Raw genomic sequence first — 23518 nt, forward strand, 5'->3', positions numbered from 1 at the left:
AAGACTCACGCGCGTTACTCGCTGTTTCCAAGCGCCTGAACGAGGACCCTTTAAATGCCAGACATTACCCTGACCACCTTGCAGAGCCTCAAGCTCAAAGGTGAAAAAATCACCATGCTGACCTGCTACGACGCCACTTTCGCCCACGCCAGTTGCCAGGCCGGTGTCGAAGTGTTGCTGGTAGGCGACTCCCTGGGCATGGTTCTTCAAGGGAATGACAGCACCCTGCCTGTTACCACGGATGAACTCGCTTACCACACCGCCAGCGTCAAGCGCGGCAACGACGGCGCGTTCATCATTGCTGACCTGCCGTTCATGGGTTATGCCACCCTCGAACAGACTTTCCAGAACGCCGGCAAGCTGATGCAAGCCGGTGCGCACATGATCAAGGTCGAAGGCGCCGTGTGGCTGGCCGAGTCGATCCGCTTGCTGGCTGAGCGCGGCGTACCCGTGTGTGTACACATGGGCCTGACCCCGCAATCGGTGAACATCCTCGGCGGCTACAAGGTTCAAGGCCGCAACGAAGCCCAGGCGCGTCAGATGCGTGCCGATGCCATCGCCCTGGAACAAGCCGGTGCAGCGATGATTCTGCTGGAATGCGTGCCGAGCGAGCTGGCGGCCGAAATCACCCAAGCGGTCAAAGTGCCGGTGATTGGCATTGGTGCAGGTGCAGACACCGACGGTCAAGTGCTGGTGGTCCATGACATGCTCGGCCTGTCGCTGACCGGGCGCGCACCGAAATTCGTCAAGAACTTCATGGCAGGCCAGGACAGCATCCAGGCCGCGTTGAGCGCTTACGTCACTGAAGTCAAAGCCGTGACCTTCCCTGGCGCTGAACACGGATTTTCTGCATGAACACGGTAAAAACCCTACGTGAACTGCGGGCTGCCGTGACGCACGCCCGCAGCGCCGGCAAGCGTATTGGCTTTGTGCCCACCATGGGCAACCTGCACAGCGGTCATGCCACCCTGGTGACCAAGGCTGCCCAGCAATCGGACTTCGTGGTGGCGAGCATCTTCGTCAACCCGCTGCAATTCGGCGCCGGTGAAGACCTGGACAAATACCCGCGCACCCTGGCGGCCGACCAGGAAAAACTCCTGCAAGCCGGTTGCAACCTGTTGTTTGCGCCCACTGTCGATGAAATGTACCCCGGCGGCATGACCGGCCAGACCCGTGTCACGGTCCCGCAACTGTCCGAAGGCCTGTGCGGCGCCAGCCGTCCCGGGCACTTCGAAGGTGTGGCCACGGTGGTCAGCAAGCTGTTCAACATGGTCCAGCCGGACATGGCCGTATTTGGCCAGAAGGACTACCAGCAACTGGCGGTGATTCGCGCCATGGTGCATGACCTGAACATGCCGATCCAGATCATCGGCGAGCCGACCGTGCGTGCCGACGACGGCCTCGCGCTGTCATCGCGCAACGGTTACCTCACCGAGGAACAGCGCGCCATTGCGCCGGTGCTGTACCGCAGCCTCAGCCAGATAGCAGGCGCCATCAAAGGTGGCGAGCATGACTTCGCCAAGCTGCGCGCCGAGCACATCCAACACATCGAAGCCGCCGGCTTGCGCATGGACTATCTGGAAGTGCGCCAAGGCGTGCACCTGCGCCCGGCTACGGCCGAGGATCGTGATGTAGTGATTCTGGTGGCCGCCTACCTGGGCGCAACCCGCCTGATCGACAACCTGCACCTGAACCTGGCCTGACCATTCCCGCCTTTTGCTGCTTTAAAACAGCGCGCTTGTTGCCCCGCCTGCTGTGCCGGTATAAAAAAGTACCGGCTACAGCGCAGACAAAGCCAAGACATATCGACACGCTAGGTTTAATGTAATTGCCCTGCGCTATGGTTAGCGCTGTCTGGAACCCAGCCCTTGATGAAAGACTGGACGTTCCGGACTTTAAAGTGTCCTAAAGGCAGTCCCCGTAATAAAAGGAAACCCGCAGCGATGGCGTACTACCGCACTCCTCATGACGTTACCGCTCTGCCCGCCTGGCAAGCGCTCGATCAACACCGCCAAGCCATGCAGGATTTCAGCATGCGCGAAGCCTTTAATGCCGACCCCCAGCGCTTTTCCCAATTCACGTTGAGCAGCTGCGGGCTTTTCCTCGATTACTCGAAAAACCTGATCACCAGCGAAACCCGCGATTTGCTCGTGGGCCTCGCCAACGAAGTCGGGCTTAAAGACGCGATCAACTCGCTGTACGCCGGCGAGCCGGTCAACTCGTCCGAAGGCCGCCCTGCCCTGCACACCGCCTTGCGTCGCCCGGTGGGTGACAAGCTGTCGGTGAACGGCGTGAACATCATGCCGGACGTGCACAAGGTGCTGAACCAGATCACTGACCTGGTTGGCCGCATCCACGACGGCCTGTGGCGCGGCTACACCGAGAAGCCGATCACCGACGTGGTGAACATCGGCATCGGTGGCTCCTTCCTCGGCCCGGAGCTGGTCTCCGAAGCGCTGTTGTCCTACGCCCACAAAGGCGTGCGCTGCCACTACCTGGCGAATATCGACGGCAGTGAGTTCCACGAGCTGACCATGAAACTGCGCGCCGAGACCACGCTGTTCATCGTCTCGTCGAAATCGTTCAACACCCTCGAAACCCTGAAAAACGCCCAGGCCGCCCGCGCCTGGTACCTGGCCCAGGGTGGCTCGGAAGCCGAGCTGTACCGTCATTTCATCGCCGTATCGAGTAACAACGCGGCGGCTGTGGCCTTCGGTATCCGCGAAGAAAACATTTTCCCGATGTGGGACTGGGTCGGTGGCCGTTACTCGCTGTGGTCGGCCATCGGTTTGCCGATTGCCCTCGCGATCGGCATGTCCAACTTCAAGGAACTGCTGTCCGGTGCCTACACCATGGACCAGCATTTCCAGAACGCCCCGTTCGAACAGAACATGCCGGTGCTGCTGGGCCTGCTGGGCGTGTGGTATGGCAACTTCTGGGGCGCGCAGAGCCACGCGATCCTGCCGTACGACCACTACCTGCGTAACATCACCAAACACTTGCAACAGCTGGACATGGAATCCAACGGCAAGAGCGTGCGCCAGGACGGTACACCCGTGTCCACCGACACCGGGCCAGTGATCTGGGGCGGCGTGGGCTGCAACGGTCAGCACGCCTACCACCAATTGCTGCACCAAGGGACCCAACTGATCCCGGCCGACTTTATTGTGCCGATCGTCAGCTTCAACCCGGTGTCCGACCACCACCAGTGGCTGTACGCCAACTGCCTGTCGCAAAGCCAGGCGCTGATGCTCGGCAAGACCCGCAGCGAAGCCGAAGCCGAGCTGCGCGAGAAGGGCATGGCGGAAGCCGAGGTGCAAAAGCTCGCGCCGCACAAGGTGATCCCGGGCAACCGTCCGAGCAACACCATTGTGGTTGAACGCATCAGCCCGCGTCGCCTGGGTGCACTGGTTGCGATGTATGAACACAAAGTGTTTGTGCAGAGCGTGATCTGGGGCATCAACGCCTTCGACCAATGGGGCGTGGAGCTGGGCAAGGAGCTGGGCAAAGGCGTGTACAACCGCCTGACCGGCGCCGAAGAAACCTTGGCTGACGATGCGTCGACCCAGGGCCTGATCAACTACTTCCGCGGTCGTCACCGCGGCTGAAGCCGGTAGCTCAAGGCCAACGTCCGTTTGGACGTTGGCCTTGAACCCTCCCCCCACTGCGTGCATCTTTATGACTTGTCGCCCACACAAGAATAAGGACCGCTCATGTTCGATATCAGCACTTTCCCCACCGCCGACGCCGTGCGCCGGGCTGCGCAACTCAGCCAAGAGGACTACAGGCGCCTCTATCGCCAGTCCATCGAACAACCCGACACCTTCTGGGCCGAACAAGCCAAGCATTTTCTGGACTGGATAAAACCCTGGCACACGGTCCAACACTCGGACATCACCACAGGCGCCGCCGAATGGTTTGCCGGTGGTCAGCTTAACGTCAGCTACAACTGCATCGATCGTCATCTGGCAAAGCGTGCTGACCAGCCGGCCTTTATCTGGGAAGGCGATGATCCTTCAACATCTTCCAAAATCTCCTACCGCCAACTTCATCAAAACGTCAGCCGCCTGGCCAACGTGCTGAAAAGCCGTGGCGTGAAGAAAGGCGATCGCGTGTGCATCTACATGCCGATGATCCCGGAGGCTGCCTACGCGATGCTGGCCTGCACACGGATTGGCGCGGTGCATTCGGTGGTGTTTGGTGGCTTCTCCCCGGACGCCTTGCGCGATCGCATTCTCGACGCCGACTGCCGCACCGTGATCACTGCCGATGAAGGCGTGCGCGGCGGCAAGCCGGTGGCGTTGAAACAGAATGTCGACAAGGCGCTGGCCAGTTGCCCGAACGTCAGCACTGTTGTGGTGGTTGAGCGCACGGGCGCCAAGGTGAACTGGAGCGAAGGCCGCGACCTCAAGTATCAACAGGTCGTGGACGCCGCCAGCGACGACTGCCCGCCCGAGCCGATGGACGCCGAAGACCCGCTGTTTATCCTCTACACCTCCGGCAGCACCGGCAAACCCAAGGGCGTGCTGCACACCACCGGCGGTTACCTGCTGCAGGCGGCGATGACCTTCAAGTACGTGCTCGACTACCGTGACGGTGAAGTGTTCTGGTGCACCGCTGACGTGGGCTGGGTCACCGGCCACAGCTACATCGTTTACGGCCCGCTGGCCAATGGCGCCACCTCGCTCATGTTCGAAGGCGTGCCGAGCTACCCGGACAGCTCGCGCTTCTGGCAGGTCATCGATAAACATCAGGTGAATATTTTCTACACCGCGCCCACCGCTTTGCGTGCCTTGATGCGCGAAGGTCACGGCCCGCTGGAGAACACCTCCCGCGCCAGCCTGCGCTTGCTCGGCAGCGTCGGCGAGCCGATCAACCCGGAAGCCTGGGACTGGTACTTCAACGCGGTGGGCGAACAGCGCTGCCCGATTGTGGACACCTGGTGGCAGACCGAAACCGGCGGCATCATGCTCAGCCCCTTGGTCAGCGCCCAGCGCATCAAACCCGGCTGCGCGACCCAGCCCATGTTTGGCGTACAGCCCGTGTTGCTGGATGAACAAGGCAAAGTGCTGGAGGGCGCCGGCAGCGGCGTGCTGGCGATCAAGGCCAGCTGGCCGGGACAGATTCGCAGCGTGTATGGCGACCCGCAACGGATGATCGACACCTATTTCAAACCCTACCCCGGCTACTACTTCACCGGGGATGGCGCACGCCGCGATGAAGACGGCGACTACTGGATCACCGGGCGTATTGATGACGTGATCAACGTGTCCGGCCACCGCATCGGCACCGCCGAAGTGGAAAGCGCCCTGGTGCTGCACGATCAGGTCGCCGAAGCTGCCGTGGTCGGTTACCCCCATGACGTCAAAGGCCAGGGTATTTACGCCTTCGTCACGCCCATGAACGGCGTCGAACCCAGCGATGAACTGAAAAAACACCTGTTGGACTTGGTCAGCAAGGAAATCGGCAGCTTTGCCAAGCCGGAACTGATCCAATGGGCGCCGGCCCTGCCGAAAACCCGCTCGGGCAAAATCATGCGGCGGATTTTGCGCAAGATCGCCTGCAACGAACTGGACAGCCTGGGCGATACCTCGACCCTGGCTGACCCGAGCGTGGTAGACGGCCTGATCGACAAACGCCTGAACCGATAGGAAACCCCGCGTCGCCATGGAATTTATCCGCAGCCGTATCGAAACCCAGCTGATGAGCCTGACCGGCTTGTCGCTGGGCCAGCTGGACCTGGAAAACCCCAAGGGCGACCCGGGCCTGTTCGGGCCGGATTCGGTCAGTTGGAAAGTCCATGGCGACTTCAGCAGCATGCTCATTGGCGGCATCAGTGCCTTGATGCTGCAAGCCTTGCACCCGCTCGCCCTGGCCGGCGTGTGGGACCACTCGAACTTTCGCCAGGACATGCTCGGGCGCTTGCGGCGCACCTCGCAGTTTATTTCCGGCACCACTTTCGGTTCGCGCAAAGATGCCGAGTGGCTGATCGAAAAGGTGCGCACCATTCACCTGCAAGTGGTTGGCCATGCGCCGGATGGCCGACCGTATGCGGCGAGTGATCCGGAGCTGCTGACGTGGGTGCATGTAGCGGAAGTCAGCAATTTTCTCGCTGCCCATCTGCGCTATTGCAACCCGTACCTCTCGGGCCGGGATCAGGACCGTTATTACAGCGAAATCGCGTTGGTCGCTGAGCAGTTGGGCGCGCGGCATGTTCCGCGTTCAAGGCAGGAAATTTCGGATTATCTGGCGCGTATTCGTCCGCAACTGTTGTGCGACGTCCGTAGCCGCGAGGTGTTGCGCCTGCTGCTCGAGGCGCCCGCACCCAGCACGTTGGCCAAGCCCTTTGGCAGTTTGATGATGAGGGCCGGGATTGACCTGCTGCCCGACTGGGCCAGCGCCATGCTCGAACAATACCAAAGCCCGCTGCAGCGCCAATTGATCCGCGCCGGGGTCAAACGCAGCGCGCCGCTGCTGCGTTGGGCGATGCGTAATGGTTCGGTGCAACGCGCCCACCGACGGATGGGGTTGATGTAGACGGTCGCCCATAGCTGTTAAACTCCGCGCCCCGATTTACTTACCAAGGCGCGCTCCATGTCTCCCCTGAATCAGGCGCTGCGCGCCGCCCTCGATCATCGCCAGGATTTGATCAACGAGCTGCACGCCCAAGGCACCGACTGCTACCGGCTGTTCCATGGCAGCCAGGAAGGCGCCGGCGGCCTGACCATCGACCGCTACGGCCCGCAGTTGCTGGTGCAGAGCTTTCACCAATCGCTGGAAACGGCGGATTTACTGGACCTGCATCAACTGATCAACCAGTTCATCGGCCTGGAATTGTTGCTGGTGTACAACGACCGTTCCCGCGGCAACTCGCGTATCGACCGTGACGACACGGTGTACCGCGCCGAACCTGCGGCGCTGGAAGACCTGGTCGGCCATGAGTGGGGCCTCAACTACCGGGTACGCGGGCGGCATGCCGGGCAAGACCCGCTGCTGTTTCTCGACCTGCGCAACACACGCGGCTGGGTCAAGGAGCACAGCGCCGGCAAAAGTGTACTCAACCTGTTTGCCTACACCTGCGGCGTCGGCCTGAGCGCGGCAGCCGGTGGCGCCAGCGAGGTGTGCAACCTGGACTTCGCCGAGGGCAACCTGGCCGTCGGCCGTGAAAACGGCTTGCTGAACCCGCAATTGCCGGTCATGGAGTTCGTGCAATCGGACTACTTCCCGGCGATTCGCCAATTGGCGGGCCTGCCGATCACCCAGCGCCGTGGCCAAAAGCTGCCAAGCTATCCACGCCTTGAGCAGCGCCAATATGACCTGGTATTGCTCGACCCGCCTGCCTGGGCCAAGAGTGCCTTCGGCACCGTCGACTTGCTGCGCGATTATCAGAGCCTGCTCAAGCCAGCGCTGCTCACCACCGCCGACAATGGGGTGCTGATCTGTTGCAACAATCTGGCAAAAGTAGGCATGGATGACTGGCGCGAACAGGTGCTGCGTTGCGCCGAGAAAGCCGGGCGCCCGGTGCGCGATTGGCAAATCATGACGCCGGGGGCGGACTTCCCTTCTCAGGACCAACAGCCACCGTTGAAGACCCTGATCCTGCAACTGTAGGACTTGTCTCGAAAGGCCGGGTTCTTCGGAACCGAAAACCCGTGCCATACTCCAAGGCACTCTCGTTCGACATAGATGGCGTCACCCATGCCCAAAGGATTGATTCGCGCCATCGGCGCCTTGTTGACTGCGCTTGCCCTGTACAGCTTGCTGGGCTTTCTGATTTTGCCCGGCATCGCCCTTCGCATTGCCAACCAACAGTTGGCCAATTACGCCACCACACCTGCGCGCATTGAGCGGATCGAGCTCAACCCATTCAGCCTGGAAGTGACGGTGTGGGGCCTGAAAATCGGCGACCCCGGCAAGGAGCAAGTGGGTTTTGAGCGCCTCTATGCCAACCTGCAGATCGACAGCCTCTGGACCCGTGCGCTGCACCTCGCCGACGTACAACTGGATCAGCCGAAAACCGAGGTGCTGTTCGACAAATCCGGCCAACTGAACCTCGCGCAACTGTTCAAGCTGCCGCCCAGTGAGCCGACCCCGGCCGACCCGAATGCCAAGCCGTTCCCGCTGCGCATCGACAGCATCAAGCTGGCCGGCGGTTATGTGCACTTCCAGGATCTGCGCCCCAGCGAACCCATCGAATTTCTTTACGACAAGCTCGACTTCGAGCTGAAAAACCTCAGCACCTTGCCCGAAGACAACGCCGACATGACCCTGGTGGCCGCTGGCCCTGCCGGTGGGCAGATCGACTGGAAAGGCAATTTCAGCCTGGTACCGATCACGTCCGAGGGCACGCTGAAAGTCACCGACGGCAAGATGAAAGCCTGGTGGCCCTATGTACGCGACGCCCTGCCGCTGGTACTTGAAGACGGTGTGCTGAATTTCAGCACCGACTATAAATTCAGCCTGGCCAAAGAAACCGAGCTGAACCTGACCAATACCGCCGCCAGCATCGCGCCCTTCGCCATCAAGGCGCCGGATGGCCGCCCCCTGGTGCGCCTGGAACGGCTGGACGTCAGCGAAACCACCGTGGACCTTGCCAAGCAGCAGGTAGTGATCGGCAAGATTCGCAGCAACAAGCTGGAAACCTGGGCCGCCCGCGAAGCCGACGGCCAGTTGGACTGGCAGAAACTGTTCGCCAGCCAGCCGAGCAAATCGGCCAAGACTCCAGAGCCGGCTACCGCCCCCGCCACTGCTGACTCGCCGAAAGCGCAACCCGCGGCACCGAGTAAGCCTTGGCAAGTGCTGCTCAAGGATGTGCAACTGCGCAACTATCAGGTGCACCTGGCCGACCGTCAGGCCAAACCCGCCGTGGCACTGGAACTGGGCCCATTGAACGTCGACGTGCAGAACTTCGACAGCCTCAACGGCAGCCCCTTTACCCTGAAAGTCGATACCGGCCTGGGCAAGCAGGGCAAGATTCAGGCAACCGGCGAAGTTAACCTCAACCCGGTCAGCGCCAAACTCAAAGTGAACACCCAGGACATCGACCTGCGCGTCGCTCAGTCCTATATCAGCCCCTTTATTCGCCTGGAACTGCGCAGCGGCATGCTCGGCAGCAACCTCGATGTAAACCTCAAAAGCACCGAACCCCTGGCGCTGCAGGTGACCGGCCGTGCTCAGGTCGACCAGTTACATACGCTGGACACGCTCAAGACCCGCGACTTCCTCAAATGGCAGCGCCTGGTGCTGGAAGGCGTGAACTATCAGCATGGCGACAGCCTGTCGATCGACAAGGTCAACCTGCTGCAGCCGTATGCGCGTTTCATGATCAACGACGACCGCACCACCAATATCGACGACCTGCTGATTCCGCAACCCGCAGACAGTGGCGCCAAGTCGGCAGCCAAGCCAGCGGCGAGCAAAGACAAGCCCTTGGGCATTCATATCGGGCAGATAGCGATCAACGACGGCTCGGCCAACTTTGCCGACTTCAGCCTGACACCCAACTTCGCCACCGCCATTCAACAGCTCAACGGGCAGATCGGCACCATTGACAGTCGCCAGGCAAAACCCGCCAGTGTCGACATCAAGGGCAAGGTGGATCGCTATGCGCCAGTGACCATCAAAGGCAGCGTGAACCCGTTCGATCCGATGGCCGCCCTGGATATCGCCACCAGCTTCAAGCGGGTCGAGCTGACAAACTTGACGCCGTATTCGGGCAAATTTGCCGGCTTCCGTATCCGCAAGGGGCGTCTCAACCTCGACCTGCATTACGTGATTATCAAGGGTCAGCTGAAAGCCGAAAACAAAGTGGTGGTTGAGCAGTTGCAACTGGGTGAGAAAGTCGACAGCGCCGATGCACTCGACTTGCCGATTCGCCTGGCGATTGCGTTGCTCAAAGACAGCGACGGCAAGATCTCCATCGAACTGCCGGTGACGGGTGACCTGAACAACCCGCAATTCAGCGTCATGCCGATTGTCTGGCAGACCCTGCGCAATTTGGTGGTGCGCGCAGCCACGGCGCCGTTCAAGTTTATTGGCGGGCTCGTGACCGGGGGAGGTTCGGAAGATCTGGGTACCGTGTCCTTCGCCGCGGGGTCCAGCGACCTGAGCAAAGACGCCGAAGGCGCTCTGAACACCCTGGCGAAGGCGTTGAAAGAGCGACCTACCCTGCGCCTGGAAATCGAAGGCACGGCGGCGGCCAGCAGCGATGGCCCGTTTATCGCCGCAGAACGCCTCGAACGTGAATACCAATACAACTATTACAAAATTCTTCAGCGCCGTGGCGACAAGGTGCCGGCCCAAGCGTCGTTGCTCGTGGTACCTGAGAAGGAAAAAGCACCCTTGCTGGAAGGCATCTACCGCACCCGCCTGAAACAACAGCCCCCGGCAGAGTGGAAGGATCTGAACAGCGATGATCGCACTGCGAAGCTGCGTGATGGGTTGATCAAGTTCTGGGGGGCCAGTGACGTTTTGCTGCGTCAACTGGGTCAGGACCGCGCCAGCGGTATCAAGGATTACCTGGTGGACAAAGGGCAGCTGGAGGATGACCGGGTGTACTTCATTGATGCCAACCTGGGGCAGGCGGAGAAGGATGGTCGGGTGGTGACACCGATGCATCTGGATGCGGAGTGACGCCTGAGCGGCACCTGTCCAAATGTGTGAGCTGGCTTGTGTGGGAGCTGGCTTGCCTGCGAAAGCATCACCGCAGTTAGTCTGGCAGACCGAGGTGCCTGTATCGCAGGCAAGCCAGCTCCCACATTGAATCTCCATCTGCCCGGCAAATGTATTCCAACCCACAATAGAACAGGCCCCGACACAAGTGCCGGGGCCTGTAATGACCACATCCGTGTGGTCGGTCGCATGAACTCCAGAGGTGCATTGGGTGGATATCTAGCTCACCCTAAGCCGCCGCCGTCTCGTTCAGACGAATTCTTCAGCGTTACTGTGCTTTCAGGCCATCAGCCGATACAGCTTTAACGCCTTTGATTTTCTTGGTGATGTTCACCGCGGTGGTTTTCTGAGCTTCGGTTACAGCAACCGAAGACGACAGGGACACTACACCTTTGTTGGTTTCGACTTTGATGTCGGTACCAGGAATGCCTTTTTCGGTTACCAGATCAGCCTTCACTTTGGTGGTGATCCAGGTGTCGGAGGTCGCATCCTTGGATTTGTCGATGTTGTCAGCTTTAACTGCGCCACCGGCCAGCAGGCCATCAGCGGAAACAGCAGTTACGCCTTTGATTTTTTTGGTGATCGCTACGGCGGTCGCCTTCTGCGAGTCAGAGATAGCAACTGTAGAGGACAGGGAAACCACACCTTTGTTGGTTTCAACCTTGATGTCCGAACCAGGAATGCCTTTCTCGGTCAGCAGGTCGGATTTAACTTTGGTGGTGATCCAAGTATCCGAAACGCTTTCCTTAGCCTTGGTAGCTTCACCAGCCGCCAGAGTCATAGGGGCTTGGGAAGTCTGAGCAAAGGCTACGTTAGCACCCATGGCCAGAGTCAGAGCGGTAGCAGTAGCGAGAGCGAACTTCTTCATACGAGTAACTCCTGTTTTATTAAAAGTCTGCAGCGTGTGTACCTGAATGCTGCAGCGTTAACAGGGATATTGCAGGTGCTGTGCCAATTTCATAAACACAGTTTTATCCTTATAAAACAACAACTTATAAATTAAGCGGATTTTCGGAATCGTGCAACTTGCATGAAGGCCATCGTGCCTGCATGCAACTTGCGGCTTTTGTAGCTGGCTAAACGCCTGATTTCTCTTCACTTTCCTGCGCCCATAAAAAAAGGACCCCGAAGGGTCCTCTCTTTCAGCGTACAGCGTGCGGGTGATTAAACGCCCGAAGCCTTGGCTGCTGCTACGTCCTTGATGGACAGCTTGATACGGCCGCGGTTGTCCACGTCCAGTACCAGCACTTCCACTTCCTGGCCTTCTTTCAGAATGTCGGTGACTTTCTCAACGCGAGCGTCGCTCAGCATGGAGATGTGCACCAGACCGTCTTTGCCTGGCAGGATGTTGACGAATGCGCCGAAGTCGACGATGCGCTCAACTTTACCGACGTAGATCTTGCCGATCTCGGCTTCAGCGGTGATGCCCAGAACGCGCTGACGCGCAGCTTCTGCAGCTTCCTTGGTTTCGCCGAAGATCTTGATCGAGCCGTCGTCTTCGATGTCGATCGACGCCTTGGTCTCTTCACAGATCGCACGGATGGTCGCGCCGCCTTTACCGATAACATCACGGATTTTGTCGGTGTCGATTTTCATCGCGATCATGGTCGGAGCATTTTCCGACAGTTCAGTGCGGGACTGACCAATGATCTGGTTCATCTGACCGAGGATGTTCAGGCGCGCTTCCAGGGCTTGGCCCAGAGCGATCTCCATGATTTCTTCGGTGATGCCCTTGATCTTGATGTCCATCTGCAGCGCGGTAACACCTTTCGAGGTACCGGCTACTTTGAAGTCCATGTCGCCCAGGTGGTCTTCGTCACCCAGGATGTCGGTCAGGATGGCGAACTTTTCGCCTTCTTTAACCAGGCCCATGGCGATACCGGCAACCGGCGCCTTCATCGGCACACCGGCGTCCATCAGTGCCAGGGAAGCTCCGCAAACGGAAGCCATGGAGCTGGAACCGTTGGACTCGGTGATTTCCGACACAACACGGATGGTGTACGGGAACACGTCAGCGGCAGGCAGCATCGCGGCAACCGAACGACGAGCCAGACGGCCGTGGCCGATTTCGCGACGACCAGCGCCACCCATGCGACCACACTCACCTACCGAGAACGGAGGGAAGTTGTAGTGCAGCATGAACGGGTCTTTTTTCTCGCCTTCCAGGGTGTCCAGCAGTTGTGCGTCACGGGCAGTACCCAGGGTCGCGACTACCAGAGCCTGAGTTTCACCACGGGTGAACAGCGCCGAACCGTGAGTCTTAGGCAGAACGCCAACTTCGATGTTCAGTGGGCGCACAGTGCGAGTGTCGCGACCGTCGATACGTGGCTTGCCGTTAACGATGTTTTCGCGAACGGTGCGGTATTCGATTTCACCGAAGGCAGCTTTGACGTCGCTGGAGGAAGGCTGGCCTTCTTCACCGGACAGCTTGGCCACAACCTGATCCTTCAGCTCGCCCAGGCGAGCGTAACGGTCGGCCTTGACGGTGATGGTGTAGGCGTCGGAGATCGCAGCGCCGAACTCGGAGCGGATAGCGCCCAGCAGTTCAGTCGCTTCAGCTTTTGGAGCCCAGGCCCAGGTAGGCTTGGCAGCTTCGGCAGCCAGTTCTTTAACAGCGTTGATCACGACCTGGAACTCGTCGTGAGCAAACAGTACCGCGCCCAGCATCTGGTCTTCGGTCAGCTCTTTGGCTTCCGATTCAACCATCAATACGGCTTCCGAGGTACCGGCAACGACCATGTCCAGGCTCGATGCTTTCTGTTGCTCGTAAGTCGGGTTCAGCAGGTAGCCGGTGCTTTCGTGGAAAGCAACGCGAGCTGCGCCGATCGGGCCATCAAAAGGAATGCCGGAGATAGCCAGGGCAGCCGAAGTACCGATCATCGCAGCGATGTCCGGATCGGTTTTCTTGCTGGTGGAAACGACGGTGCAGACAACCTGCACTTCGTTCATGAAGCCTTCCGGGAACAGCGGACGGATCGGACGGTCGATCAGTCGGGAAGTCAGGGTTTCTTTCTCGGAAGGACGGCCTTCACGCTTGAAGAAACCGCCAGGGATCTTACCGGCAGCGTAAGTTTTTTCCTGGTAGTGAACGGAAAGAGGGAAGAAGCCTTTGCTTGGGTCAGCGGTCTTGGCGCCAACAATGGTCACCAGTACGGTGACGTCATCATCAACGGTAACCAGCACTGCGCCGGAGGCTTGACGGGCGATACGGCCTGTCTCGAGGGTAACGGTCGACTGACCGAACTGAAATTTTTTGATAACCGGGTTCACGGTGTCCTACCTTCTTTGTGGCTCTTGGGGAACTTGTCTTCTTGCGAAATTCTTGGGCAATGCCGGGAATCGGCCCGACGCTCGTCCAGGGTAAAACGTGTATCCAGATAAAACTTGAGGCTGGGAGCCTGCCATGGGCCAGCGGGAATCCCACTGACACACGGCAGACAACCAACCTCTAGCGCAATCGCTTATTAGCGACGCAGACCCAGGCGACCGATCAGAGTCTGATAACGACCCAGATCCTTGCCTTTCAGGTAGTCCAGCAGCTTACGGCGCTGGTTTACCATGCGGATCAGACCACGACGGGAGTGGTGATCTTTACCGTTGGCCTTGAAGTGACCTTGCAGCTTGTTGATGTTGTGGGTCAGCAGTGCAACTTGCACTTCTGGCGAACCAGTGTCACCAACAGCTTGCTGATAGTCAGTTACGATTTGTGCTTTTTCTTGAACGTCGAGAGCCATGAGGCAATCCTTTTTTCAGGAAACCACCCAAAGGGCAGTTTCAACAGGCCAGGGACAAATCCCTGTATCTAAAAATGAGTGTTGACCGTGCCTGTTAACAGCCACACTCGTTCGGTCATTCCGACCGAATCAGTCGACGCGGCGCTATACGCCCGTCTTCGCTCACTTCACCGATACCGATAAAGCGACCGTTGTGATCCTGTACCCGCACCATGCCGAACTTCGGGGCATCCGGGGCACGTACCGGCTGGCCGTTAAGCCAGTAGAACGCGCTGTGCTCCGAGAAGTGCAGCAATGGCCAATCCAGCAAACCGCTGTCCGATGGCATCAGGAAGCGGTCAACCGCTTCATTGCCGCCTTCGGCGTGTACGGCTTCCAACTCTTCCAGCGTGACCGTCTGGGCCAGGGTGAAAGGTCCGGCTTGAGTACGTCGCAACTCTGCAACGTATGCACCACAGCCCAGTTGCTCACCGATATCTTCCACCAGGGTACGAATATAGGTGCCTTTGCTGCAGTCCACCGACAATCGAGCGGTGTCGCCCTCACTGGCGAGCAATTCAAGCCGCGCAATAGTAACAGAACGCGGTTCACGCTCCACTACTTCGCCCGCACGTGCCAGCTTGTAAAGAGGCTGGCCATCACGCTTGAGCGCCGAGTACATCGGCGGTATCTGACTGATTTGCCCACGAAAAGAGGGTAAAACGGCTTCTATATCAGCACGACCAACGGTCACATCGCGAACCTGCAAAACATCACCTTCGGCGTCCGCCGTGGTGGTGGTCTTGCCCAATTGCATCAGGGTTTCGTAACCCTTGTCGGAATCGAGCAGGTATTGCGAGAACTTGGTGGCCTCGCCAAAGCACAACGGCAGGACGCCGGTAGCCAGTGGATCGAGGCTGCCGGTGTGCCCTGCCTTCTCGGCGTTGAGCAGCCAGCGAACCTTCTGCAACGCGGCATTGGAGGTAAAGCCAATGGGCTTGTCGAGCAGAATGATGCCGCTGACATTACGACGGATACGTTTGACCTGAGCCACCGCTTACTCCTTGGCGTCTTCAGGTGTGGACGGGTGCTGGTTGTCTTCAGCCACGGCGCGTTCGATCAGTGCCGACAGGTGTGCACCTCGCACAACGCTTTCGTCATAGTGGAAGTGCAACTGGGGAACACTGCGCAGCTTCATTTCGCGGGCCAACTGCATGCGCAGGAAACCTGCCGCCGAGTTGAGCACCTTGATGCTTTGCGCGATTTCTTCGCTGTTGTCCTGCCCCATCACGGTGATGAAGATCTTGGCGTGACCCACGTCACGACTCACTTCAACGGCGGTAATAGTCACCAGGCCAACACGAGGATCTTTGACTTCGCGACGGATCAGTTGGGCCAGCTCGCGCTGCATCTGATCGCCGATACGCTGGGTACGGCTGTATTCTTTTGCCATGTCTTGTTACCTGTTACTGCCGCACGGTGAAACCCGTGGGGTCTGAAAGCGGCAAACGCCCGGCCTGACAAAAGCCAGACCGGGCGTTGCGTTTAGAGTCCTGACACGGCGCGGGGCATTTGCATGCCCACACGCTGTGTGGCTCCTGAAGTGCGCGAGTTAGAGGCTGCGAGCAACCTGAACCTTCTCGTAAACTTCGATCTTGTCGCCAGCCTTGACGTCGTTGTAGCTCTTGACGCCGATACCGCATTCCATGCCGGCACGTACTTCGGAAGCGTCATCCTTGAAGCGGCGCAGGGATTCCAGCTCGCCTTCGAAGATAACGATGTCTTCGCGCAGTACACGGATTGGACGGTTACGGTGCACAACACCTTCGATAACCATGCAACCGGCGATCGCGCCGAATTTCGGCGAGCGGAACACGTCACGCACCTCGGCCACACCCAGGATATTCTCCCGAACGTCGCTGCCAAGCATGCCGGTAAGGGCTTTCTTGACGTCTTCGATGATGTCGTAAATGACGTTGTAGTAACGCATGTCCAGGCCTTCCTGCTCGACGATCTTCCGTGCGCCAGCATCGGCACGCACGTTGAAGCCGAACAGTACAGCGTTGGAAGCCAGTGCCAGGTTGGCGTCGGACTCGGTGATACCACCGACACCGCCACCGACAACACGCACTTGCACTTCGTCGTTACCCAGGCCGTTCAAGGCGCCGTTCAACGCTTCGAGGGAACCACGTACGTCAGATTTGAGGACGATGTTAAGCGTCTTCTTCTCTGCCTGGCCCATGTTCTCGAAGATGTTTTCCAGCTTGCCAGCATGAGCGCGAGCCAGTTTGACTTCGCGGAACTTGCCTTGACGGAACAGAGCCACTTCACGGGCTTTCTTCTCGTCCGACAGCACGCTCATCTCGTCGCCAGCGTCCGGAGTACCGTCCAGGCCGAGGATCTCGACAGGGATGGAAGGACCGGCTTCCTTGATTGGCTTGCCGTTCTCGTCAAGCATGGCACGTACACGGCCATAGTTCGAACCGACCAGCACCATGTCGCCTTGGCGCAGGGTACCGTCTTGAACCAGAACGGTTGCAACCGGGCCACGACCTTTGTCGAGACGCGACTCAACCACAACACCACGACCTGGGGCCGACGGGGTTGCTTTCAGTTCGAGTACTTCAGCTTGCAGCAGAACGGCTTCGAGCAGTTCGTCTACACCAGTACCGACTTTCGCCGACACCGAGACGAATGGCGTATCACCGCCCCACTCTTCGGAGGTGACGCCGTGAACCGACAGTTCGCTACGGATGCGATCAAGATCAGCGCCCGGCTTGTCGATTTTGTTCACTGCAACAACCAGTGGAACACCAGCGGCCTTGGCGTGCTGGACAGCTTCAATGGTCTGCGGCATCACGCCGTCGTCCGCTGCAACTACCAGAATCACGATGTCAGTCGCCTTGGCACCACGGGCACGCATTGCGGTAAACGCGGCGTGGCCAGGGGTATCGAGGAAGGTGACCATGCCGCGTTCGGTTTCAACGTGGTACGCACCGATGTGCTGAGTAATACCGCCGGCTTCGCCAGCAGCTACCTTGGCACGACGGATGTAGTCGAGCAGCGACGTTTTACCATGGTCAACGTGGCCCATTACGGTCACAACTGGCGCACGAGAGAACGTCTCACCTTCAAACTTCAGGGACTCGGCCAGGGAATCTTCCAGAGCGGTGTCGCTGACCAGGGTCACTTTGTGGCCCAGTTCTTCGGCTACCAGCTGAGCAGTTTCCTGATCAAGCACCTGGTTGATGGTCGCTGGGGTACCCAGTTTGAACATGAACTTGATGATTTCAGCTGCCTTGACCGACATCTGATTGGCCAGATCGCCAACAGAGATGGTCTCGCCGATCTGCACATCACGCACGACAGGGCCGGTTGGGCTCTGGAAACCGTGGGCGTTGCGTTTTTTCAGCTTGGCCTTGCCGCGACCACCACGACGGAAGCTATCGCTTTCTTCGTCGGTAGTACGTGGGGCAACGCGTGGAGCAGGCGCTTTCTCTTTAACCGAAGCACGATGCGGAGCGTTTTTACGCTCGCCATCGCCGCTACCGCCACCACCGCGACGATTGTTATCGTCAGCACGTGGCTTGTCCGGACGACGAGGTTCGTCGCGTTTACGGGCGTCAGCTGCAGGAGCAGGAGCAGCGGCAACCGGAGCGGCCTCACGCACAGCTTCAACAGGCGCGCTAGGCGCAGCGACGGCTTCAGAAGCAGCAGTTTGCGTTGTTGCAGGCTGGCTCCGCGCTTCTTCTTCGGCGCGACGCTTGGCTTCTTCTTCAGCCTTCTGACGAGCAGCATTTTCTACTGCGCGACGTTCTTCCAGTTCGCGTTTGCGCTCGGCTTCGATTTCTTCCGGGCTGCGCTGTACGAAGACTTTCTTCTTGCGTACTTCAACGCTGATGCTTTTGCTACCCGCAACACGCAGGGTGCTGGTGGTTTTGCGCTGCAATGTAATCTTGCGCGGTTCTTCCACTTTCGCCTTGTGGCTGCTCTTCAAGTGAGTCAGCAAAGACTGCTTCTCACTGTCGCTCACACCTTCATCGGCGGCGGTGTGCGGCAGACCTGCCTCACGCATCTGCTGCAACAGGCGCTCTACCGGTGTTTTGACCTCATCGGCCAGTTGTTTCACCGTGACTTGCGTCATGCACTTCTCTCCTCAGGCCGCGCCTAGTTACTCGAACCAATGGGCTCGGGCGGCCATGATCAACTTGCCGGCACGATCATCGTCAATGCCGTCGATGTCGAGCAGATCGTCAATAGACTGCTCGGCCAGGTCTTCGCGGGTAATTACGCCGCGCACCGCCAGTTCCATCGCCAAATCCTTGTCCATACCCTCAAGCGAGAGCAGGTCTTCGGCCGGATGGGCGTCTGCCAGCTTTTCCTCAGTAGCGATGGCTTTAGTCAACAAACGATCCTTGGCCCGAGCGCGAAGCTCGTTGACGGTGTCTTCGTCAAAGCCGTCGATGTTGAGCATTTCTTCCAACGGTACGTAGGCAATCTCTTCCAGGCTGGTGAAGCCTTCATCTACCAGCACCTGCGCCAGGTCTTCGTCGACTTCCAGCTCGTCGATGAAGTTGCGCAGGATGTCACCGGTTTCAGCTTGCTGCTTAGCCTGGATGTCCGATTCGGTCATCACGTTCAGGGTCCAGCCGGTCAGTTGGCTGGCCAGACGCACGTTCTGACCACCACGACCAATGGCCTGAGCCAGATTGTCTGCGCCAACGGCGATGTCCATTGCATGGGCATCTTCGTCAACGATAATTGCCGCCACTTCAGCCGGCGACATGGCGTTGATCACGAACTGCGCCGGGTTGTCGTCCCACAGGACGATATCCACACGCTCACCGCCCAATTCGCCAGACACTGCCTGGACGCGCGAACCGCGCATGCCAATGCAAGCGCCTTGCGGGTCGATGCGTTTGTCTTTGGAGCGGACCGCGATCTTGGCGCGCGAACCCGGGTCGCGGGACGCAGCCATGACTTCGATCAGGCCTTCAGCGATTTCCGGCACTTCGATACGGAACAGCTCGATCAGCATTTCCGGCGCAGTACGCGACAGGATCAACTGAGGGCCGCGGTTCTCGGTGCGGATTTCCTTGAGCAGCGCACGCAAACGCACGCCAACACGGAAGGTTTCGCGAGAAATGATGTCTTCGCGGGCCAGCAACGCTTCGGCGTTGTTGCCCAGGTCAACGATCACGTTGTCGCGGGTGACTTTTTTCACGGTGCCGGAGATGATTTCACCCAGACGTTCGCGATAGGCGTCAACGACTTGAGCGCGTTCAGCTTCGCGAACCTTCTGCACGATGACCTGCTTGGCGGTCTGTGCAGCAATACGGCCGAACTCGATCGACTCGATCTTTTCTTCGACAACATCACCGACGTTGGCGCCCGGGTGCGTTTCGGCAACCTTGCTCGGCCAGGTTTCGATGGCCGGATCATCAAGATCGGCTTCTTCGACGACCGTCCAGCGACGGAAAGTCTCATAGGCACCGGTGTGGCGGTTGATTTCCACACGCAGATCAACTTCGTCTTCAAAACGCTTTTTGGTAGCAGTGGCCAGGGCCAGCTCCAGCGCTTCAAAAATCACGTTTGCCGGTACGCCCTTTTCATTGGATACCGACTCAACAACCAGCAGTACTTCTTTGCTCATCGTACGCCTCGCCTTTCGCAAGCCATTGGATCCGCGGGATCCGCGTCTCAGTCAAAACTGGGAATAATGTTGGCCTTGTCGATCATATCGATCGGCAACAGGAACTCATGGTCTTCTACCTGCACCACGACATCCTGTTCTTCTACACCGCGCAGAAGGCCCTGAAAGTTGCGTCGCCCTTCGAACGGGGATCGCAGCTTGATCTTCACTTGTTCACCGGCAAATTTTGCAAACTGATCAATAGTGAACAGTGGGCGTTCCATGCCTGGCGAGGAAACTTCGAGGGTGTATTCAACGGAGATTGGATCTTCAACATCCAGGACACCGCTGATCTGACGGCTGACAATGGCACAATCGTCCACCAGCACGCCGCCCTCTTTATCGATATAAACGCGCAACATTGAGTGGCGACCTTGAGCCGAAAACTCAATACCCCAGCATTCATAGCCTAGGGCCACGACCACCGGGGCCAGCAAGGCCTGCAACTCTTCTAGCTTGCTCGACACCTGAACCCCCTCGTGCATGTATGTGCATGCTGTGCAAAATAAAAAAATGGGCGAAACGCCCATCCTTGAAACGCCGTCGAACAGCGGCGTTGAAAGTGTCCAGCTAACAAAAAGCCCCTTAAAAGGGGCTCCGTAAAACTGGTTGCGGGGGCCGGATTTGAACCGACGACCTTCGGGTTATGAGCCCGACGAGCTACCAGACTGCTCCACCCCGCGACAAAGCTGGGGCGGAAGTATACGACCGATCCCTTACAGGGTCAATGTAACCTTCCACCTACAAGAAAGCCCGCAACAGCGGGCTCTCCTGATAATTGGTACCGAGAAGGGGACTCGAACCCCTACACCCTATGGGCACAACCACCTCAAGGTTGCGTGTCTACCAATTCCACCACCTCGGCAATACAGCGCTTACAACCCTTCTTACTTCTGCTCTTGAGCTGGAGGTACGTCAGTCGCTGGAGTAGCCGACTTTTGCTCTTGAAGCACCGGGACATCATCAGAAGCCGGTTTTGCTTTTGGTACTTCCAACACCGCTGGGTTTGGCAAACCTACTTGAGTCAGCACATGAGCTTTCTCTTTAGCAAAGTAACCTAACCCTAAGCTGGTTATGAAGAAACCTGCGGCAAGTATAGCAGTAAACTTACTAAGAAAGGTAGAGGAACCTTGGCTTCCGAACACAGTATTTGAAGCACCTGCACCGAAAGACGCACCAGCATCCGCACCTTTACCCTGTTGCAACAAAACCAGGGCAACTACGCCCAGGGCAGCCAACAGATGAAAAACGACTACGACTGTTTCCAGCATTTTTTCAGTTTCCCGCGGCGCGACAAATCGCACCGAACTCATCTGCATTCAGGGAAGCTCCACCAATGAGCCCCCCATCGATATCCGGCATGCCGAACAGTTCGACCGCATTGGCCGCCTTCACGCTGCCGCCGTATAGAAGCCGCACACCTTGTGCGACCTCAGAATTCTCTGCCGCCAACTGAGCGCGAATGGCTGCGTGCACATCCTGCGCCTGTTGCGGTGTAGCAGTCAGCCCGGTACCAATGGCCCAGACCGGCTCGTAAGCAATTACTGCCTTTGCAAACGCACCAACACCCAGCTCCTCGATGATGCTGCCCAGCTGACGCGAGACAACTTCAAGGGTTTTGCCGGCTTCCCGCTGCTCAAGGGTTTCCCCTATGCACAACACGGGAATCAGGCCACAAGCCTGTGCCGCTGCGAATTTGCGATTGAGTGTCCCATCACGCTCGCCCATCATCTGACGACGCTCGGAGTGCCCGACAAGCACATAGGAACAACCCGCATCTACCAACTGACTCGGCGAAATCTCACCGGTCAACGCACCTTGCATCGGCTCCACCGCAGAGTTCTGCGCGCCGACCTGGATCGACTTGCCTTTCAAGCCATCAACCACTTGGTTGATATGCAAGCAAGGCGGGAACACTGCAACATCAACACCGCTCGGCAAGGCCAAGTGACGAAGGCCATTGATCAGCTCAGCGACACTGGCGCGGGTACCGTGCATCTTCCAGTTACCAGCTACCATAGTGCGACGCATGCTGTACCTCGTCGGTCAAAGTGGGCGCAGATGTTACCCAACCACATCATCACTGGCAAGCCGAATTCAGGAGCAAACTTCAGTTACCAGTTTTGCCAGGTGTTCGGCATGACCACGAACCTGCATTTCGTCATCACCTTCGACCATGACGCGCACCAATGGCTCTGTGCCGGACTTGCGTAACAACACGCGACCACGCCCCGCCATTGCCAGGGTCACGCGCTCGCAGGCTTCTTTGACAGCCGGGTGATCAATCGGGTTTTCGCCGCCGGCAAACCGCACATTGAGCAGTACCTGCGGGCACTTACGCAGCGCCTGGCGCGCCTGAGCAAGGCTTTCACTACGACGACGCAGTGAGAGCAACACCTGCAGCGCCGCGATAATCGCATCACCCGTGGTGGTGTGCTGGAAGCACACGATATGCCCGGAGTTTTCACCACCCACCTGCCAGTTACGCTCCAGCAGGTCGGCGATCACATACCGGTCGCCCACGTTCGCGCGAACGAAAGGAATGCCCAGATCGGCCAGAGCCAACTCCAGTCCCAGGTTACTCATCAGCGTGCCGACGACGCCGCCTTGCAGTTTGTCACGCTCATGCAGGTCGCGAGCGATGATGAACAACAGGTCATCCCCATCCACCACGGCCCCCGTGTGATCCACCATCAGGACGCGATCGCCGTCACCGTCGAAAGCAATGCCCAGGTCCGCATGTTCAGCCAGGACAGCGGCTTGCAGCTGCTCCATGTGGGTGGAGCCGCAGTTATCATTGATATTCAAACCATTCGGCTGCGCCGACAGCACTGTCACATCGGCGCCGAGTTCTTTGAACACACTCGGAGCGACTTTGTAGGTCGCGCCATGAGCACAGTCGACAACAATCTTCAGCCCGGCGAAATTGGTACTGGTCGGGACGCTGCTTTTGCAAAATTCGATGTAACGGCCAGACGCGTCGTTGATACGCGACACTTTACCCAGCTTACTGGACTCAACCACCGTCATCGGCGCATCCAGCAACTCTTCGATCATCAGCTCGATTTCGTCCGGCAGCTTGGTGCCCTGACCCGAGAAGAATTTAATGCCGTTGTCATCATGGGGGTTGTGCGAAGCACTGATCACAATACCGGCTTCAGCGTGAAACGTACGCGTCAGGTAGGCGATTGCAGGCGTAGGCATCGGGCCCAGCAACATCACATCAGCACCGGCCGCGGACAAGCCCGCCTCCAGTGCGGACTCGAACATGTACCCGGAAATTCGGGTGTCCTTGCCCACCAGGATGCGGCACGCGCCCATGCTACGGAACGCCATACCTGCCGCCCAACCCAGTTTCAGCATGAAATCAGGAGTGATTGGAAACTCGCCAACCCGACCACGGATACCGTCGGTGCCAAAGTATTTTTTAGTCATAAGTGCT

The 23518-nt window shown here is 58.5% G+C and carries 18 protein-coding genes and 2 tRNA genes; 7 read left to right on the forward strand and 13 right to left on the reverse strand.

Translation table 11 applies throughout. The annotated features are described in order from the left end of the window. Positions 1–54 precede the first annotated feature (54 nt). From panB to BFW87_RS06660, 7 genes are all read left to right on the forward strand, one after another. Positions 55–855, forward strand: coding sequence for a 3-methyl-2-oxobutanoate hydroxymethyltransferase (panB, locus tag BFW87_RS06630; RefSeq protein ID WP_078739133.1), 801 nt, complete (start codon positions 55–57; stop codon positions 853–855). Beyond that, positions 852–1703, forward strand: coding sequence for a pantoate--beta-alanine ligase (gene panC / locus BFW87_RS06635; protein ID WP_078739134.1), 852 nt, complete (start codon positions 852–854; stop codon positions 1701–1703). The genes panB and panC overlap by 4 nt, the downstream gene beginning before the upstream one ends. A 240-nt stretch (positions 1704–1943) precedes the next feature. Continuing rightward, positions 1944–3608 carry a glucose-6-phosphate isomerase gene (gene pgi / locus BFW87_RS06640; RefSeq protein WP_078739135.1) on the forward strand — a complete coding sequence of 555 codons (1665 nt, stop codon included), beginning with the start codon at positions 1944–1946 and terminating at the stop codon, positions 3606–3608. A 105-nt stretch (positions 3609–3713) separates the two neighbouring features. Beyond that, a complete protein-coding gene (gene acs, locus BFW87_RS06645; RefSeq protein ID WP_078739136.1) occupies positions 3714–5651 on the forward strand; it encodes an acetate--CoA ligase in 1938 nt (645 codons plus the stop codon). Positions 5652–5667: 16 nt separating this feature from the next. Continuing rightward, entirely contained in the window at positions 5668–6537 is an 870-nt protein-coding gene (locus BFW87_RS06650; RefSeq protein ID WP_078739137.1) for an oxygenase MpaB family protein, read from the forward strand. Positions 6538–6594: 57 nt separating this feature from the next. Further along, on the forward strand, positions 6595–7611 hold the full coding sequence (locus BFW87_RS06655; protein WP_078739138.1) for a class I SAM-dependent rRNA methyltransferase: 1017 nt from the start codon (positions 6595–6597) through the stop codon (positions 7609–7611). Positions 7612–7698: 87 nt separating this feature from the next. Further along, complete coding sequence (locus tag BFW87_RS06660) at positions 7699–10632, forward strand: DUF748 domain-containing protein (protein ID WP_078739139.1); 2934 nt, start codon at positions 7699–7701, stop codon at positions 10630–10632. Between the two features lie 307 nt (positions 10633–10939). Here the strand turns inward: BFW87_RS06660 and BFW87_RS06665 are convergent, their stop codons facing one another. From BFW87_RS06665 to glmM, 13 genes are all read right to left on the reverse strand, one after another. Beyond that, positions 10940–11539, reverse strand: coding sequence for a BON domain-containing protein (locus tag BFW87_RS06665; protein ID WP_078739140.1), 600 nt, complete (start codon positions 11537–11539; stop codon positions 10940–10942). 296 nt (positions 11540–11835) lie between these two features. Then, complete coding sequence (pnp, locus tag BFW87_RS06670) at positions 11836–13941, reverse strand: polyribonucleotide nucleotidyltransferase (protein ID WP_078739141.1); 2106 nt, start codon at positions 13939–13941, stop codon at positions 11836–11838. Positions 13942–14135: 194 nt separating this feature from the next. Then, positions 14136–14405 carry a 30S ribosomal protein S15 gene (gene rpsO / locus BFW87_RS06675; RefSeq protein ID WP_049711494.1) on the reverse strand — a complete coding sequence of 90 codons (270 nt, stop codon included), beginning with the start codon at positions 14403–14405 and terminating at the stop codon, positions 14136–14138. A 115-nt stretch (positions 14406–14520) separates the two neighbouring features. Beyond that, complete coding sequence (truB, locus tag BFW87_RS06680; RefSeq protein ID WP_078739142.1) at positions 14521–15438, reverse strand: tRNA pseudouridine(55) synthase TruB; 918 nt, start codon at positions 15436–15438, stop codon at positions 14521–14523. 3 nt (positions 15439–15441) lie between these two features. Continuing rightward, complete coding sequence (gene rbfA / locus BFW87_RS06685) at positions 15442–15837, reverse strand: 30S ribosome-binding factor RbfA (protein ID WP_029298974.1); 396 nt, start codon at positions 15835–15837, stop codon at positions 15442–15444. A gap of 159 nt (positions 15838–15996) precedes the next feature. After that, positions 15997–18528, reverse strand: coding sequence for a translation initiation factor IF-2 (gene infB / locus BFW87_RS06690; protein WP_078739143.1), 2532 nt, complete (start codon positions 18526–18528; stop codon positions 15997–15999). Positions 18529–18555: 27 nt separating this feature from the next. Then, positions 18556–20037: a transcription termination factor NusA gene (nusA, locus tag BFW87_RS06695; RefSeq protein ID WP_078739144.1), complete on the reverse strand. Its 1482-nt coding sequence runs from the start codon at positions 20035–20037 to the stop codon at positions 18556–18558. Positions 20038–20084: 47 nt separating this feature from the next. Further along, positions 20085–20543 carry a ribosome maturation factor RimP gene (gene rimP / locus BFW87_RS06700; RefSeq protein ID WP_003235029.1) on the reverse strand — a complete coding sequence of 153 codons (459 nt, stop codon included), beginning with the start codon at positions 20541–20543 and terminating at the stop codon, positions 20085–20087. A gap of 139 nt (positions 20544–20682) precedes the next feature. After that, a tRNA-Met gene (locus BFW87_RS06705) sits at positions 20683–20759 on the reverse strand. A gap of 96 nt (positions 20760–20855) precedes the next feature. Next, a tRNA-Leu gene (locus BFW87_RS06710) sits at positions 20856–20941 on the reverse strand. A gap of 22 nt (positions 20942–20963) precedes the next feature. Continuing rightward, the gene (gene secG, locus BFW87_RS06715; RefSeq protein ID WP_010206600.1) at positions 20964–21347 is read right to left on the reverse strand and encodes a preprotein translocase subunit SecG; all 384 of its coding nucleotides are present in this window, start codon (positions 21345–21347) and stop codon (positions 20964–20966) included. A gap of 4 nt (positions 21348–21351) precedes the next feature. Further along, positions 21352–22107 carry a triose-phosphate isomerase gene (gene tpiA / locus BFW87_RS06720; RefSeq protein ID WP_078739145.1) on the reverse strand — a complete coding sequence of 252 codons (756 nt, stop codon included), beginning with the start codon at positions 22105–22107 and terminating at the stop codon, positions 21352–21354. Positions 22108–22173: 66 nt separating this feature from the next. Beyond that, positions 22174–23511 carry a phosphoglucosamine mutase gene (gene glmM / locus BFW87_RS06725; protein ID WP_078739146.1) on the reverse strand — a complete coding sequence of 446 codons (1338 nt, stop codon included), beginning with the start codon at positions 23509–23511 and terminating at the stop codon, positions 22174–22176. Positions 23512–23518 lie beyond the last annotated feature (7 nt).

Source organism: Pseudomonas fluorescens, assembly GCF_002022275.1.
GTDB classification, from domain to species: domain Bacteria; phylum Pseudomonadota; class Gammaproteobacteria; order Pseudomonadales; family Pseudomonadaceae; genus Aquipseudomonas; species Aquipseudomonas fluorescens_AJ.